Annotated in this window: 14 protein-coding genes; 5 read left to right on the top strand and 9 right to left on the bottom strand. The window is 45.3% G+C overall.

Annotated elements, in window-relative coordinates; genetic code table 11:
• Window position 1 precedes the first annotated feature (1 nt).
• The 9 genes from ACL934_RS17240 to ACL934_RS17200 all read right to left on the bottom strand — a co-directional run bounded on the left by ACL934_RS17240 (window position 2) and on the right by ACL934_RS17200 (window position 10,308).
• On the bottom strand, window positions 2-2,566 hold the full coding sequence (locus tag ACL934_RS17240) for a hypothetical protein (protein ID WP_374075603.1): 2,565 nt from the start codon (window positions 2,564-2,566) through the stop codon (window positions 2-4).
• Between the two features lie 12 nt (window positions 2,567-2,578).
• Window positions 2,579-3,796 (bottom strand): hypothetical protein, encoded by a 1,218-nt coding sequence (locus ACL934_RS17235; protein ID WP_374075601.1) that lies wholly within the window; start codon window positions 3,794-3,796, stop codon window positions 2,579-2,581.
• A 92-nt stretch (window positions 3,797-3,888) separates the two neighbouring features.
• The gene (locus ACL934_RS17230; protein ID WP_374075598.1) at window positions 3,889-4,719 is read right to left on the bottom strand and encodes a S1 family peptidase; all 831 of its coding nucleotides are present in this window, start codon (window positions 4,717-4,719) and stop codon (window positions 3,889-3,891) included.
• A 92-nt stretch (window positions 4,720-4,811) separates the two neighbouring features.
• Window positions 4,812-5,126 (bottom strand): hypothetical protein, encoded by a 315-nt coding sequence (locus tag ACL934_RS17225; RefSeq protein WP_374075596.1) that lies wholly within the window; start codon window positions 5,124-5,126, stop codon window positions 4,812-4,814.
• Between the two features lie 101 nt (window positions 5,127-5,227).
• The gene (locus ACL934_RS17220) at window positions 5,228-7,432 is read right to left on the bottom strand and encodes a fibrinogen-like YCDxxxxGGGW domain-containing protein (RefSeq protein ID WP_374075593.1); all 2,205 of its coding nucleotides are present in this window, start codon (window positions 7,430-7,432) and stop codon (window positions 5,228-5,230) included.
• Window positions 7,433-7,527: 95 nt separating this feature from the next.
• Window positions 7,528-8,340: an MlaD family protein gene (locus ACL934_RS17215; protein WP_374075591.1), complete on the bottom strand. Its 813-nt coding sequence runs from the start codon at window positions 8,338-8,340 to the stop codon at window positions 7,528-7,530.
• Window positions 8,340-9,086, bottom strand: a complete 747-nt coding sequence (locus ACL934_RS17210; protein WP_374075589.1) for an ABC transporter ATP-binding protein — start codon at window positions 9,084-9,086, stop codon at window positions 8,340-8,342. Before ACL934_RS17210 ends, ACL934_RS17215 begins: the two co-directional genes overlap by 1 nt.
• Window positions 9,083-9,871 carry an MlaE family ABC transporter permease gene (locus tag ACL934_RS17205; protein WP_374075587.1) on the bottom strand — a complete coding sequence of 263 codons (789 nt, stop codon included), beginning with the start codon at window positions 9,869-9,871 and terminating at the stop codon, window positions 9,083-9,085. Before ACL934_RS17205 ends, ACL934_RS17210 begins: the two co-directional genes overlap by 4 nt.
• A complete protein-coding gene (locus tag ACL934_RS17200; protein WP_374075585.1) occupies window positions 9,871-10,308 on the bottom strand; it encodes a hypothetical protein in 438 nt (145 codons plus the stop codon). The genes ACL934_RS17205 and ACL934_RS17200 overlap by 1 nt, the downstream gene beginning before the upstream one ends.
• 257 nt (window positions 10,309-10,565) lie before the next feature.
• On the opposite strand from ACL934_RS17200, the gene ACL934_RS17195 reads away from it, so the two are divergent.
• From ACL934_RS17195 to fliE, 5 genes are all read left to right on the top strand, one after another.
• Window positions 10,566-13,352: a tetratricopeptide repeat protein gene (locus ACL934_RS17195; RefSeq protein WP_374075582.1), complete on the top strand. Its 2,787-nt coding sequence runs from the start codon at window positions 10,566-10,568 to the stop codon at window positions 13,350-13,352.
• Between the two features lie 8 nt (window positions 13,353-13,360).
• Window positions 13,361-14,203 carry a sigma 54-interacting transcriptional regulator gene (locus ACL934_RS17190; protein ID WP_374075580.1) on the top strand — a complete coding sequence of 281 codons (843 nt, stop codon included), beginning with the start codon at window positions 13,361-13,363 and terminating at the stop codon, window positions 14,201-14,203.
• The gene (gene flgB, locus ACL934_RS17185) at window positions 14,200-14,613 is read left to right on the top strand and encodes a flagellar basal body rod protein FlgB (protein ID WP_374075578.1); all 414 of its coding nucleotides are present in this window, start codon (window positions 14,200-14,202) and stop codon (window positions 14,611-14,613) included. The genes ACL934_RS17190 and flgB overlap by 4 nt, the downstream gene beginning before the upstream one ends.
• A gap of 13 nt (window positions 14,614-14,626) precedes the next feature.
• Window positions 14,627-15,070, top strand: coding sequence for a flagellar basal body rod protein FlgC (flgC, locus tag ACL934_RS17180; RefSeq protein ID WP_374075576.1), 444 nt, complete (start codon window positions 14,627-14,629; stop codon window positions 15,068-15,070).
• A 77-nt stretch (window positions 15,071-15,147) separates the two neighbouring features.
• Complete coding sequence (fliE, locus tag ACL934_RS17175) at window positions 15,148-15,483, top strand: flagellar hook-basal body complex protein FliE (protein ID WP_374075573.1); 336 nt, start codon at window positions 15,148-15,150, stop codon at window positions 15,481-15,483.
• Window position 15,484 lies beyond the last annotated feature (1 nt).

Below are 15,484 nucleotides of genomic sequence, written 5' to 3'. Positions count from 1 at the left end.
TTTACTGCAAGTCTTCCAGGGCTTTCAACCAAGGAGTTGAAATCTTCGCAAGTTGAACTTGGCTCGCCTTCGGCAGGTGGGGTTTTAACTCTAAGAGAGCCAGAAGGGCGTTTACCTTTTGTGGGAAGTCGAGTTTCGAGCCGTCTCCATTCACATAAAAGCGCTCTTTTTGATTATAGAGCTGTTTATTCATGGAGTAGTAAATCTCCTGAGCAGACCAAAGATAAACATCAAGCTCCGTGATTTCCCAAGCTTTTAAAAGAGCGCGAATGCCATGGATTTGTTCTTCCACTAAGAACTCGGGATTGTTGGCGCGCTCTTTCTCGTTCAAGTAGTAATGCGCTTGCAACAACGACTTTTGTGTCATCAACTGATTGGAAATAAAATTCGCCAAGGCCACAACCAAAAGTTTCAAATCGCGACGACCATCCAGAAGCGCATCGAGGGGAGCGACACCTTGATCGTCCTTTGTCAGAAGAATCGCCGACTTCGTATTTTCGACTCCTTCTGTGGCTTCCAAGAAATCGGCAATAGCTAAAAGAAATTTAGCAACATCTTGTGCGTGCACCACATTGGATTTACGACCGTCTTTGATATCGACGATACCAGCCATAATCGCCGTTTCTGTGCTATCAGCATATTGATCGGCCCACAATACATTGTTATCCAAAGTCAGAAGGAAAACAGGAGTCGCTTTCTTCGTAATATCTTGAAGAAGAACGGCGACGTCACCAATGTTCAATGCAAAGAGCATGTCCTTCGGGAAGAGCGAACGGTTCAAAGCTTCCGATTGAATTTCTTCCGTCAACTCTTGCGCTTTGATTTTTCCCAAGATGTGATCAAAATTGGTTTCCTTCCAGTCTGCAGTTAAGCGCAACATGTGACTTAAGCCTTTGATCTGATCCGCAAAGGCTGCTGCAGAGAAATTCTTCTCGTAAACCATTTTCTCATCGGCATGAAAGGCATCTTGCATGCGAATTTTATCCGGAATGCGGTAAGAGATCAGGGACTGTGTCAGATTCATCAAATCCAAAGGCTTCTTTTCATGCTCGACGGGTGACAGTAAAGCTGGAACCAACTTGTTTTGATCGTCGCGATAACCACCGATGCTAATAAGCTTATTCACCTGTGACAAGGCCGACTGCAAGCTCAATGCTTCCGCCGGGGAATTGTGCTCCATCAAAAGAGTGTTGGCCATCATCGACGTCCCTGCGGTGTTGGCTTTAAGATCCGTGAGATTTCCCAACGCTTGCAACGCCATCGCTTTCTTTGCAGAGACATCCACTTTCACAGAAGAGACTTCAAATCCAGAAACTTGGCCTTTAAATGCAGGCAGAACTTTCTGTCCCCATTTCGTCAAAAGTGTTTTGATATAATCAGCATAGTTCTTTTGCACGGACTCAAGTTCCTGTCCTTTGCTCACAAGACCGGCGTCAATCTTATCAGCGAAAGTTTTTGGAATTTCTGCGGCAAACGAGTGGGCAAAGGCTTCGATCTGGGAAAGAACGTAACCACGGGTCTTTTCATTCATTTCAGATTGAAGTTGTTCCAATCCATACTTTTTAATCTTCGGAAGAATGAAAAGTTTCTTCGCGATGCCCTTAAAAATGCCACCTGAACAACCTTCTTGGCGCAGGCAATCCAACTCTTTACTATCTTGTCCAGAAAGGAAGTCAAAAAGGTCTTCGTTCACAGGTTTAAAATAAAGAGCTTGTTCTTCGGGAGTTAAAATTCTCCAGATATCAATCAAAACTGTGAGACCACTTTGCGGTTCATTGATGGCGTCGAGTCCCTCAGCAATTTGACGGCCTTGTTGCAAACTTTTTTTTAGCTCCGGTGTGAGTTCGACTTCGAACTTTTGAATCGCACCTTCGACAAGATTTAAAGATTGAGAAAGTGTCGTTGTCTTTTCAAGCTGTGCCGTTAAAACACGGATCTCTTCAAAGAGTGGTTGCGTTTGCAGAACCAATTCTTCCCGCACACCTTCTTCGATCAGAGCTGGAAGGTCCATAGATCCCAGATTTTCCAGAATCAAACTTGTAAAGGCTTCGGCATGATTGACAACACTTTGCAATTTTTCTGGCTTTTGTGGCCAAGGATAACTTTTTCCCAAAGACAGAATATTTGTATTCAAGATTTCTCGGGATTTTTGCAGTTCCGCAGAAACCTCTCCCAAAGTTTTTTGCACTTCTTCTTGGGTTTGGGCCGCGGCTAACGAAGCAAACGGACTCTGCGCCAAATCGACATAATTCGTTGTTTGAGGCTGTTGATAAAAATCTTTAATCCACTGAAGACCTTTGTTTTTAAGCTTTTCATTTCCCGTGATTTTTCCCAGAGCCACCAGATTTTCTGCCTGTTGAAAGAACGTCGCAGTTGAAACAGAAGCCTGCCAAGACAAGGAGGCCGGGGAGGCATCAAAAGTTTTTAAACGATGGGAAAGATCCACATCCGAAGAACGAGGTCCAAAGGTCGTTGTTGGCGCATCAAAACGGCGCTCTTCCACCTTCGGCGCGCAAGCGCTGAGCAGAACTGTCGTTGAGATCAAAATTTTGATGTACCTTTTCATTCTTCAACCCCTCTAGAAGAACATCATCAAGTTAAGTTCTTGAACCAATTGTCTTTCAACGTTCAGCCCCGCAATCACATCCGACACTTCAATAGAAACAATCATCGGAATTAGCGCCGTCTTTTTAAAATAAGATTTCACGGAGCTATAGGAAACTTCGGCTTTCACACGTTGGGCCTTCATATCTGTATTCAGAGCCAAAAGGTCATAACGGGAATTTTTAGAGCCCGAGTAAGAGTCCTCGTTTTTCAACGAATACTCGTAACCACCACCCACGGTCCAAGTGTCACTGACTTCATAGAACAGATTTCCGCCGATGGAAGTGGTATTGCCAACCTGTCTTGTGACGTCTTCCTTCGTATTCGCATCAGGAAGTGTGTCGTCCTCATTCGTGGGAACGCGGGCCGTGATTTGGTCAGGAATATTTAGCAAGTACGAAAGATACGGCACAACGGAAATACGTGAAGTCACACGCTTCGAATATGCCACCGTATTGTTGACGTTCGTGCGACCGAAAATATTTAAAGCCGCAAGATCATCGGGATCGTACTGGGGACCCGTCGGCACGCTGACTTGGGCTTGATAGATAAGAGCTTGGGACTTGTCTTCAAAGAATTTATAAACGCTAGCGACCTGAACATCGCCCAGGAAAGTTTCACTGCGATTGTTCAACGCCTTATAACCCTTCTGCTGCAGAGTTTGATTGGTGGCGTGTCCTAGGTTCGTATTCAGCGCTTCATCCAGCTCAGGGCTCAGGCCCGAGAACTGGGCGCGATAGTATTCAATATTTGAAAACTGTTGAGACAAAGAAATTTGATTTTCATAACTGACAACGGGAAGTCCTACTCCCACAGTCCATTTCGCCGTCACACCACGCGCAAAAACGGGAGCGAAGTATTTGACCTTGGGAGTTGTTTCGACTCTCAAAACACCCAGATTGAAATTGTCGCCGAGATTGTGTCCACCAAAGCGATTGAGGGCATCAATAAGTTTTTTGGCGTCTTGATTGAATTTTGCCAAATGAGGCGCATCGAAAACGACAGATTTGTAATCTCCCAGATTCATCAGGGTTCCGTTTTCAGTGTACTTCTGATCGATCCCGTCGATCATACCAAAACGGAAAGAGGGACTGTTGATTCCCTCGGGAAGAACGTTCGTTGACGTCAGGGCGTGGGCGCAAAATGAACCCAACAATCCCAAAATTGTTACAAGAACAGCAGAACGCTTCACCTAAAACCTCTTCAAATCAATTTCTAACGTCTTCGAAAACCAAATTGAAAGTTATCAGGAAAATGTGAGCTAAATTTGTGCCAGTCGATTGTTTACTCTAGAGAAAGCTTCTCCATCTCTGGAACAATCCAGTCCAGATAGTGCTGAACATTGACGTATTGGCCGCGATAACTGCAAATGTCTTCGGCATTGCCGTTTTCATCGGGAATATAGCGGGTTTTTGAAACGACACCGACAACATAAGTTTCGTGATTGACGTCAACCATGGCCGGGCCACCCGAGTCGCCTTGGCAGACGCCTTTGCCTGTCGTTTGGTCCACTGAAAAAATCTGCGCATCCAATTTAAAATCAACGACGGTCAAATCTACTTTACGAAGAACACCCACTCCCGCAGGGTTGTCTTTTCGACCAGAAATTTTGCCAAAGCCTGCGGCCTGCACTTCCGTCAAAGTTAGAGGATTTTCTTTTGTTGGCAGCGAAAGAATTTGCACTCTCTCTGGTAGAGCCAACTCTAAATGCAGTAATGCGAGATCGGATGTTTTATCTTTTTCATAATCGGGATGAACCACAGTTTTGATGACGTTGAAATGCTCTTCGCCGCCCTCTTCTGTTGGTATCTCGATACGATTGATTTCTGCGATTTTAGAAATGCAATGAGCCGCCGTTAGTATAATTCGGGGAGCAATAGCGCTCGCCGTGCATTGGGATGCCTTCCAAGTGGTTTCAATGGCGTTTTCTGTTTCAACTTCTTTTTTGTCCCAAAGGACTTTAAAGCTCAGAACCTTTTGCGTGACGGGATCTGCATAAGAGACTTCGGTTCCACCGATAATGGAATCTGCATTGCTGACGGAGAGGCTCGCTTTTGGAGCGAAGGAACCTTCACAGGCACTTAACATGAGTGCAAATACAATCAATTTTCTCATGCGGGTTTGCCCTGCAAAAAACCAACTCAGGCGAAGGACGTTTAAGTTGAAAAGGGACTGTCAAAAAGTTTGATAGTGCCTTTTCTGGGCGGCTAAAAAGTCCAAACTACTTGGGTGGAAACTTTCATTTGTTCATGCAAAGCTTTTTCGGCGTCCTCTAAGGCAATACGACTGGTCACCTTGCACGGCCGAATGAGCTTATGAACTTTCTCTGTCCACACCATGGAGACCTCGCGAATGTCACCCTCAGAAGGGGGTCGATCACGATAAATCACCTCGGTGCTCAGGCGTTCCAGGCCGACGTCTTTGAAGGGGACGGCGTATTGGAAGTCCGCCGCAAAACAAGTGGCTTGAAGAGTTAATAACAAGGTAACGACGACAACGATTGTTTGAATTAGCTTTTCCATGAATCTAACGATAGAAAAGACCGAGATGATTCTCTACTCACGTTCTGTGGTCTTCAAGACCATGCGCAAGAATCTTACGAAAACAAAATCCAGGGACCAGTTTAACGTATATAGAATCCGAAATTACACCAGCCTTTGCCGCTGTAACAAAGCTCGGTGGCGATGTAGCCAGGAACAATACCTTCCGCTCCTGCATTGATTGCAATATTGAATTGATCGGCAGTGTTGTAATTGTCGTTCGCATTTTGACCTGCGCAACCCGCAGTGCGACTGGTGTGGCGAAGAGTTCCAGTACAGCGAGTGGAGTTGTAGTTCCATTGTCCAAGACCGTTATCAATGAAAGGAGATCCTGTATAAGCAGGAGCTATTAACATCGCATCTGTGGAGTTGACCTGAGAAGAAAAAGTTTCAACGTTGATGGAAGAAAGTCCCCCGCCGCTGAATTCGGCGTGTCGGTGAATATTGGAGGGATCTACAGGAGTCGTTAGGAAAGTCGCTGCCATTCCTGCGGCACTTGTATTTCCATAATTCCAAGCAACAAGTGTCCAGCCTCCGCCATCCACCGTCATTTCACAGAATGCACGGAAGGGAGGACTTCCGGCGCCCGCGCCATCCGGATCAATCACGTAAGTTCCATTTCCATAGTTATAGCCAAGATCACGATACTCTTTGCAGCTTTTTGGAATTGTCGAAGGCATTGTGGCTTCCTTCACCCACAACTCAACTTCGGGCACACTGTTGCCCGAGCCCGCAACTCCGTCGGCGGCGGGATAACCTCCCGGAGTTCCCCAAGCGCTAGTAAGGCCAATGGCATAGTAGTAGTTTCCGTGATTGACGGAGCCATCGAGATAACTTCTGTTTCCATTGGTCGCAGCATGAGTTCCATTTCCTAATTCGAGCCCACCCCAAAGATTGGTTGTGGACGAGATGCTGATGCCCAAATAATTGCTGACATTGACGTCGTCATTCGGATCAGAGGCTTGAACCCAAATATTTTTATGTGCAGGAACTGTGGGCCAATTGATTTTAAAAACATAGCGATCATATGTTTTAAAATCTTTGATTTTATTTAAAATGGAGTACTTGTCCGAGGACGGAGTTCCTTGGTTGAAAGACTGGGCTTCCGCTACCGTGCTAAAGTATCCAGCAGAAACATTGTGACGGAAGATGCGTGTCCAACCACCGCCATCATTCGTCATATCACAGTAAACTTGATAAGGAGCATTGCCGCCAGGACCGTCCGAGTCGATTTGATAATAGCCCGACGTAGAAATCCCACCGAGGTTTTTGAGTTCAAGGCAGCTCGCATACTCGGGGTACTCACGCACGTACATCCATCCGTTTCCGGCCCCGTTTCCATTGGCGTCACCCCACTGCTTTAAACTGCCGATCCAATAAGCACCGTTGTAGTATCCGCCGACTGAGGTTTCCGTTCCGCCATAAATAAATCCACTCCAGCAAGCTGCGAACCAAAAGGGAGAGTTGTTGAAATAGGACGCACAGTTGTAAGTGGCATGGGTATCGTTATCGCGATCCATGGTTGTTAGGGCATACCCATTGTGGGTCAGTGAGATCCCTGGCGTTTGCGCACCCACTGTTTGCGAGAGAGTTTTAACATTGAGCGTGTAAGCCCAGAGAGGATCGAGATTCTGAATGCTCATGCGAGCTTCCTGTTGAATGCCGGCTCCGTAGTCGCTACTCCATTGATAAAGAAGTTCCATGTAACGTTTTTTTCTTGCGAGACTATTCCAGTGATCGAGACCCAGGAAGTAGTTAAAGGTCTCTTTGTTCGTGCTCATCATTGAACAAGCGCCGCTGGTGTCACTTGTCGAAGCGTTAGCGCCCGAACAGCGGGGAGCCGTCGAAGTTGTTTGGGCGTATGTTAATCCCGATGAGGGTTTATTTGTACCGCCGCGAGTATTAGACCACACAAGAGTCCAACCACCACCTTGTGTCGTCATATCACAATACATTTTGATAGGTGCTTGGCCTCCGGGACCGTCGGGATCAATGTCATAGACATTTGTGCCTAGATAATCTCCGCTGCTCATTTTAATTTCGTAACAGGATTGGCAAGTGTCGTAGGTGACGGGCGTTGGCTTATTCGATGTAAAACTGGTGTAAGCAGGGGCGGTTTTTGTGGGAATGAAAAAACTTTTTGTGCTGCTGGAGTTCGTAAATGTTCTGCATGTGCCATGGCCTTGAACCGAAATTTTAGAATTCGAGTTCAAGCGATAGCCATCAGTCAGGGTATTGATCGCCCAAGTGGGGAGACTTAATGTAGTAACCAGAACGATCCAGATCATGGAGTTCTTATCGGCTCTTTAACAGGCCTCCGAAAGTGATTTCAGAGAACCTGAGGAAGTTTTAATCTGTGTCGAATCGAGACAAGAAGGGAATTTTAGTTCTCTTCTTTTTCAATGGAAGTACGAAGAAGAGACTTAATATTATTCTTTCTTGTGGAGCCGCCCAGAACCGACTTGAGTTGGTTGTGCACGGAAGGATCGTTGATAAGAGCGCCCAGTGTTCCTTGACCCTTGTCGATCTTTGTAAGGATCGCATCGAGTTTATCGATGGACTTCGCCAACTTTTCCCCACCGCCATGGCCACTGACTTCAGACATAAATTTCTGTGTCTCTTTGCTTGTCTGGCTTAAGTTCGTACTGGCCGTTTCAAGATTTCCCATGATACGTCCCAAGCGATTTTCAGCGTTCAGAGCGTGAGTGACCTTGTGAAGCTCATTGATGATATCAAAGATCTTGTTGGTTTCGCTCCCGCGCTCAGAAATAATTCCAAGAAGATCTGTGGCTTTTGCAACTTGCAGAGTGTCGCCTTCTTTAACAACAGCCCCACGTGGATCTCCGGGAATAATGAAAACGTATTTATCACCCAGGGCACCTTGCGTGCGAATTTCAACTTCAGAGCCCTGGCGGATGCGATCAATGTAGTTTTCATTAATGCGCATTTTGACGTCCAAAGAATTAATCTCTGGCAGAAATGTGATTTCTTCCACGTTACCGACAGTCACACCAGAAAGTGAAACGACACTGCCCACAGAAAGACCTTGCACTTGATCAAAGTGAGCATGAACTCGCACGTAACTTGTGAAGAGCGCTTTGTCGGCCCCAAGGAAGAAAATGGACCCCAGAATAAAGATGATTCCGATGGTTAGAAAGATTCCGACTTTGAGTTGGGTGCTTGTGTGCGATTCCATTAGGCACTTTCTCCGTTAATAAACTGGCTCATGGCTCCGGCAGGTTCCTGTTTGAGTTTGTCGATCGTGTACTGTTCGCCAATACGTCCATTTAGCAGCAATGCGACTTTGTCACAGACGGCATAGACGGTGGGCATATCATGAGTGACAAGAATGGATGTCACTCCTTTGGATTTTAAACTTAAAATAGATTCTTGAATGCGTTTGGTATTGTAAGGATCAAGACCTGCGGTAGGTTCGTCATACAAAACCACTTCAGGATGCATCATCATCGCGCGAGCCAGGCCCACACGTTTTTGCATTCCTCCAGAAAGATTTCCCGGCAAAAGTTTTTCAGAGCCTTCTAATCCGAACTCTTGAAGTTGTTCTAAGATCTTTGTCGAAATTTCTGATTCGCTTAGTTTGAAATGTTCACGCAAAGGATAGGCAAGGTTTTCAAAGACAGTCATCGAGTCAAAAAGAGCGCCACCTTGAAATGCATAGGCGACTTTTTTACGAACCTCGATCAGCTCATTTTCATTCATGGGAGCAACGTCAATCCCGTTAATAAGAATCTGCCCGCGATCCGGTTTTTCTAAACCTACAAGGCTGCGCAAAAGAACGCTCTTTCCGGTTCCTGATCCACCGATCAAGCCCAGGCATTCTCCTTTACGCACATAGAAGTTCACACCTTGGTGAACTTTCTTGTTCCCAAAGGACTTGTGAAAATCTACGACTTCAATGACGCCTTCTCTTTTTTCGCTCATATCATTTTCTCAAAGATCCAAAAGAGTTTAGACAAAAAGAAATCGCCGACCACAATAAGAATTGAAGACACCACGACGGCTTTTGTTGTGGCGATACCGACCTCTTTGGTTCCAGCTTTCACTGTCAAACCGAAGTAGCAAGAAGGAACGGCAATAAAAAGAGCAAAAAAGAATGTTTTACCAAAGCCCGACAGATAATCCTGAATGCTTGATGTCGACATCACTTTTAAAAGATAAAAGTTAGGATCAAGATTAAGTTCCACAGCTCCTACGATCAATCCCCCGGCATTACCCACGACATTGGCCATGGAAACCAGAATGGGCAAAGTGATCAGCGCGGCCAGCACACGGGGAATCACGATTTTTTTAATCGGTGATGTTCCCAAAGCGCGAATTGCGTCGATTTGCTGAGTGACGACCATACTGCCAATTTCACTGGCGATCCCCGCGCCTACGCGAGCCGCCAACATCAAGCTTGTGAACACAGGTCCCATCTCACGCAAGATCGTGACGGCTAAAAGTTTTGGTACGTAGAGTTTTCCACCAAACTTTTCCAGGCCCAGACCAAATTGCAACGACATCACCATCCCGATACTGACGGCGGTGATGACAATCAGGGGCATAGATCTTAAGCCGATTTGATAAATCTGCTCAATTAAAAGTTTCCAATAGAATTTACCGCGGAAGAGTTCTTTAACGACATCACGGAATAGAAGCCCCACTCCGCCGACGAAGCGAAGGATCTCCAACATAAATGCTGTGAAGGGGAGGGCTATGTGATTCATTAAGGCGCCTTAAAATTCTGTTTAAAGTCTTCGAAGTATTTTTGTTCTGACGAAAACTGTTTTTCTACGCCGCCGTAACTCAAAGTGTAGTTACAACCGTTCTTTTTAAAAACCATCAAAGCGATTTGTACTGACACGCCGTCAATTTTTCCCAAAGAAACACTTTGTCGTGCTGCGCGCCCATTGAAGGTCACTTCGTCACTTTGTTGCACTTTCAAATCTGAAATGGCACTGAGGGAATCATTTTCAAGTTGTTGCAGGCTGGGCTCATTGCTGCCGCCACATTCGGAAAGATAAGAAATGGTGTTACCCGTTTTCTCACTGATCCAGGCTTTGTCGGAGTTTCCTCCGCTCATTTCTTTGAATGGTGAACGCGGCTCTGTGAAGCCGACATCCTTAGCGGACGTGACTTTGCCGCCGGGCAGTTGTACCGACACGCAACTTCCAAGAAGTAAACTCATGATGCAAACAATGAAGTGGTTTCTCATAGCACCTATCTATCGGAATCCTTTAAGGGAAAATTCAGTCTTGCTAGAGCAAATCAGGACCAAGGTCTCTGTCATGAGTTTGTCGGCCCCGCCAGAAATTCTATGAAACTTTTTGCCCATCTTGAACATATTTGCCAATGGACCTTGGAAAGGCCTGGCACCGTATGTGCAACAGCACAAAGAAGGGAAAAGAAGGGGTTCAAGGAGTGAACACTTTGCGATTTTTAGTTGTGGCAGGATGCCTATTCTTTGGTCTAGCTTCAGCAGAGGCTAATAAGGTCAATGGCGTGATCAATTTCCAAGGTGACACTGTTCACCTGGAACTCATGGGCCAGCAAAACTGGGACTATGATGTGAAACGCCTTGAAAACAAAGGGCAAACTGTTGTTGAAATGACAGTGCCTGCTTTGGATGATTCAACCGTCCAATCTCTTTCCAGTTTTAAAAGTGATTTCGTTAAAAGCGTGGCCGTGGATAAAAAAGGTCCAGATGGCAAACACGTGATTCAATTCACTCTCTCAGGTGATGATATCGACACATTTGATTATCTGACGGATCAACCTTCGCGTTTGATCATGGATTTCTATGTGAATCCAAACAGCAAAGCTAAGAAAGTAACGAAGCCTGTTGTTAAAAAAGATGAAACTCTGCCAACTGAGTTGCCAGCTAAAGCTATAAAATCTGTAGCCAAAAATAAAACTGACAAGAAAAGAAAACCCGCAACTGCGGATACGTTGACGATTGCCAATCAAGGTGTGGCTGTAGCGCAAAACAGTGACACCGTGAAGTCGGGAATCTTTGATGGCGGCGATCCTGATTACGATCGTTTTTCTATTAAAGACTATGAAGTTAAAGAAGAGGCGATGATTCGCGCCAAGGACAACTATTATATCCCGTTCCCAATGTTGGAAACTCCTGTGAGTTACTGGGAGAAAATAAAAGTGACGCCGACGATTTATCAAGTCTCACCGAAATCGACGGAAGAAAACAAACAGGCCCGTCTTCTTTTGACGTTGTTTGAAAAGAAAAGATACGCCGTTTATTTGAAAACTCAGCAATGGTTTAAAGATAAGTATCCGCAATCTGAGTACAACGAAGTCGTCGATTATATGACGGCGGATGTGAACTTAGCGTTGTGGGAAGAAGAAGGCCGCGCCAAAAACTACGACGAAGCAGTGCAAAGATACAAAGAGGCGATTGCTAAATATCCAAAATCTCCTTTGGCGGAAAGAACGTCTCTTAAAATTGGCTATCTGGCTTTGGATAAGGGTGATTACTTAGGCGCTCTTCGTCTTTTTAAAGAGCACATTGATAATAAGAATTTTTCTGACACGAACTCTTTGTCTAAAGACTTGGCTCGTTTGGGTACGGGCTTGGCATTTATGAAGTTGAATAAATGGAAAGATGCCGTGGCTCAGTTTGATGATGTGGAAAAGAACTCCGGCAACCGCGATTTGAAAGTAGAAGCTGCTTTCCGTCGTGGGGATGTGTGGGTTCGCGCAAAAGACTATGCTAAGGCTGTTGAAGATTATCAAAAAGCTTTGAAGAAATACCCTGAAGGACAAAACTATTATCCAAATGCTTATTACAACCAAGCAGAGTCTTTATTCTGGATGAAGAACTACAATCAAAGCTTGGACGTGTATCGCGATTTTGTAAAAAAATTCCCAAGCAACGATCACGCGGCTTTTGCGATGACTCGTATGGGTGAACTTCTTGAGATCTTTGGTGCTGATAAGTCTCGCGTGATGGGCGCTTATCTAGAAACTTATTTCCGTTATGGAGAAAGTCCAAGTGCCGTGATTGCGCGCTTGCGTTTGTTGAGTGCCCGCATGAAAGGTATGAAGCCTAAAGAAGTGAATAACGCCGTTGGCGAGATTATGTCTTTGGCAAAAAAGATTGATCTTCCAAATATCGAACAATTTTCGACGGTGATGGTGGCGGACGGTTACACTCATCGTAATGAAAATCAAAAAGCGATTGATTTGCTTTCGAAATACTACAAAGAGCACCCAACAAGCGTCGATGTTCCGTTGGTTACGAATCGTATTGTGTCCAATATCAATGACAAGCTTCAGTCCGAGATCGATCATGGCGATTTTATTGGCGCTTTGAAAACTCATACACAATATGCAGATACATGGCTGAAGAACTCAAAACGTTTAGACACGAAATACAACGTTGGTCGCGCATTTGAAATGGGCGGTGTGCCAGTTGAGGCGGAAAAGTATTACAAAGACGTTCTAAACCGCGTCTATGCGATTCGCGGAACTCCTGAAGCTAAAGAGATTCAAGTTAAAGAAGAAATTCCTTCTGAAGATGAATTGAATCTGCGTTTGTCAGCGGTTTTTGCCCAAGAGCATAAGTACAACCAGGCTTATGAATTTTTGAAAAACATCAAGACGCCGGAAAAACTCAAAGAGGATGCGCAAATTGAACGCGTGAACATCGCGGTTCGTCTTCTTGAAAAACGCGGTGATAACGAATCGGCCATCCGTTACTTGGGCGAACTTCTGCGCACTTGGAAAGGTCAGCCAGAACTTGTGGCAGAACCTTATTTGAAATTGGCTGAACTTCAGTTGAAACAAAACAGAACTCCGGAAGCCATCCAAGCTTTGGAGATGGTTGATAAGTTGGCGAAAGACTCTGGCAAAGTGTCTAACGTTGTTCATGCGAAATCCTTGGAAATGATTGGTGATATTTATCTTGAGAAAAACCAAGGTGATGCTGCGATGGCTTCTTACGACAAGCTGCTTGAAAAGTACGAAGAGAGCCGTCCTCTTTCTTCGATTCGTTACAAGTTAGGACAGATTTATTTCAAACGTGGCGAAATCCAAAAAGCCGCGGAAGTTTGGAATGAATTTAAAGGTGAAAAAAGTGCGTTCTGGAAAAATTTGGCGCAAGAGCAGCTCAATAATTCCGAATGGCGCGATGGTTATAAGAAATATATCAAAAGAATTCCAGCGATGTCTGAGAACGAGCAAGGCAAATAGGAGTTTTGATGTCGTACTTTGATTTTGATGCTTTACACATTGAAGATAGAAAAATGCATGAAGTAAAGCAGCTCAGTTTGCAGTTGGCCGCGACCCAAGCCAGTCTCTTGATTGTGGGTGAAGCGGGTGTAGGTAAAACCAGTTTGGCTCGATACACCTATACGAAAAGCCGTTCACCGCGTTTGTATTGCCTTGATTGCAAAAATGCCGGTGGTTTTGATTTTTCGAAAATCGACGGTGGCACGTTGTTGATCGAAGACTTGGATTGCGCGAGCATTTCTTTGCAAAATGATTTGATGAAACTTGTTGAAAGAACGGATGGATCACGTCCTCGTTTTATTTCAACATCTCGTCGTGATCTTCGCTCTTTGGTAAAACAAGAACAGTTCCGTCAGGATCTATTTTACAAGTTGGCAGTTGTGCATTTGGAAATTCCACGCTTGGAAGACCGCACGACGGATTTTCAGAATATCGTGAATTTTATTCTGGAAGTTGCGCAGATCATGCACGGCAAAAGTGGCCTTCGTTTGACGGCCGATGCTTATGCCCGTTTGAACGCGTGGAACTGGCCTGGAAACATCCGCGAACTTGAAAACGTGCTCGAAAGAGCCGTGGTTCTTGCAAAAACTTCACTCATTGGGCCTGAATCCATTCAGTTTGAGGCTGTTATGGAAGACATGGCCTTGGATTTTGCTCCCGGCATGTCCCTTTCTGAGGTCGAGAAGCGTCTTATTATACAGACCTTGGAGCTGACGGCACAGAACCGGACGCGCGCGGCACAGATGTTAGGCATTAGTATTAGAACATTGAGAAATAAACTCAACGAATACAAGGAGGAAGGTGTTTTATGAGTAGTGGACTCTTCGATAAAACAACCAACGCTCTCGCCACGTCATTGTCGATGAGACAACTTCGTCACAATGTCACGTCGTCGAATATCGCGAATGCAGAGACTCCGGGTTATCACGCAAAAAAAATGGATTTTGAAGGAGCTTTGCAAAGAGCTCTGGATTTGGATGGCGGTAACGCTTTGAGCACAAGTGACTCTCAGCACTTCGGAGTTGGCGGAGTTTCTGTTAGTAAAACTCGCCCGGATATCTATGAAGATCCCGAAGGTGCCGTGAACAACGACGGCAACACCGTCGATGTGGAAAAAGAAATGTCGGCCTTGTCAGAGAACGCGATCATGTACAAAGCGGCACTTCAATTGATTAATAAAAAAATGGCAGCGTTGAAGTATGCTGCCACCGAAGGCAGATAAGCTGGAGTAATCAATGGCTGATTTCTTAACAGGGATGAGAGTAAGCAGTAGTGGTATGGCGGCGCAAAGAATGCGCATGAATACCATTGCCAGCAACATCGCCAATATCAATACGACCCAGACTCCGGAGGGCGGCCCGTATCGCAGAAAAGACGTGGTCTTTGAAGCGATGCCGGATGCAAAGAACTTTGGGGAGATCATTACATCCACAGATCCGAAGGGGAATTTCCAACGGGTCCAGGTCACAGATGTGATCTCGGATCGTAAGGCTCCGCTGATGAAATACGAGCCAGATCATCCGGATGCGAATCCAGATGGTTATGTGGCGTATCCGAATATCAACCTCATGGAAGAGATGACCAATATGATACAGGCATCGCGTTCTTATGAGGCAAACGTGACGGCTTTGCAGGCGTCAAAGGATATGGCTTTAAGCGCGCTGGAGATAGGAAGATAGTTCCTGGACCCCGGCAAAATTTTAAGTATTTTTGAGTTTATTTATAATACAATTTTCATAGAGGAGAAGGTGAAGCCATGGAGGGTTTTACTGTATCAAATGCAAACAGGTTTCTCGACACAGGAGTCGTTCGTGATTCCAAGTCGTTAAGCATCGAGAGCCCTTCATCAGTTGGTTCGACATCCGATACTGGCAAGAGCTTCGCCGACACCCTTAAAGACGCCGTAGGTAGCGTGAACGAGATGCAAAAAGCTTCTGACAAAGCGATGCAGAATCTCGCTACGGGTAAAACAGACAACGTCGCTGATGTCATGATCGCAGCGGAAAAAGCAGACATCGCTCTCAAAGTGATGGTGCAAGTGCGCAACAAGATTATTGATGCGTACCAAGAAGTCATGAAGATGCAGGTTTAGT

The organism is Bdellovibrio sp. HCB-110 (genome assembly GCF_047323225.1).
Taxonomy (GTDB): domain Bacteria; phylum Bdellovibrionota; class Bdellovibrionia; order Bdellovibrionales; family Bdellovibrionaceae; genus Bdellovibrio.
The sequence above is the reverse complement of the archived record's forward strand: the minus strand, read 5'-3'. Positions and strand labels throughout refer to the sequence as shown.

Excerpts from the sequence above, each read along its gene's own strand:
- fliE (WP_374075573.1), top strand. The coding sequence starts at position 15,148 with ATGGAGGGTTTTACTGTATCAAATGCAAACAGGTTTCTCGACACAGGA.
- ACL934_RS17220 (WP_374075593.1), bottom strand. The coding sequence starts at position 7,432 with ATGATCTGGATCGTTCTGGTTACTACATTAAGTCTCCCCACTTGGGCG.
- ACL934_RS17230 (WP_374075598.1), bottom strand. The coding sequence starts at position 4,719 with ATGAGAAAATTGATTGTATTTGCACTCATGTTAAGTGCCTGTGAAGGT.
- flgC (WP_374075576.1), top strand. The coding sequence starts at position 14,627 with ATGGCTGATTTCTTAACAGGGATGAGAGTAAGCAGTAGTGGTATGGCG.
- ACL934_RS17205 (WP_374075587.1), bottom strand. The coding sequence starts at position 9,871 with ATGAATCACATAGCCCTCCCCTTCACAGCATTTATGTTGGAGATCCTT.
- ACL934_RS17190 (WP_374075580.1), top strand. The coding sequence starts at position 13,361 with ATGTCGTACTTTGATTTTGATGCTTTACACATTGAAGATAGAAAAATG.
- ACL934_RS17210 (WP_374075589.1), bottom strand. The coding sequence starts at position 9,086 with ATGAGCGAAAAAAGAGAAGGCGTCATTGAAGTCGTAGATTTTCACAAG.
- ACL934_RS17225 (WP_374075596.1), bottom strand. The coding sequence starts at position 5,126 with ATGGAAAAGCTAATTCAAACAATCGTTGTCGTCGTTACCTTGTTATTA.
- flgB (WP_374075578.1), top strand. The coding sequence starts at position 14,200 with ATGAGTAGTGGACTCTTCGATAAAACAACCAACGCTCTCGCCACGTCA.
- ACL934_RS17215 (WP_374075591.1), bottom strand. The coding sequence starts at position 8,340 with ATGGAATCGCACACAAGCACCCAACTCAAAGTCGGAATCTTTCTAACC.
- ACL934_RS17240 (WP_374075603.1), bottom strand. The coding sequence starts at position 2,566 with ATGAAAAGGTACATCAAAATTTTGATCTCAACGACAGTTCTGCTCAGC.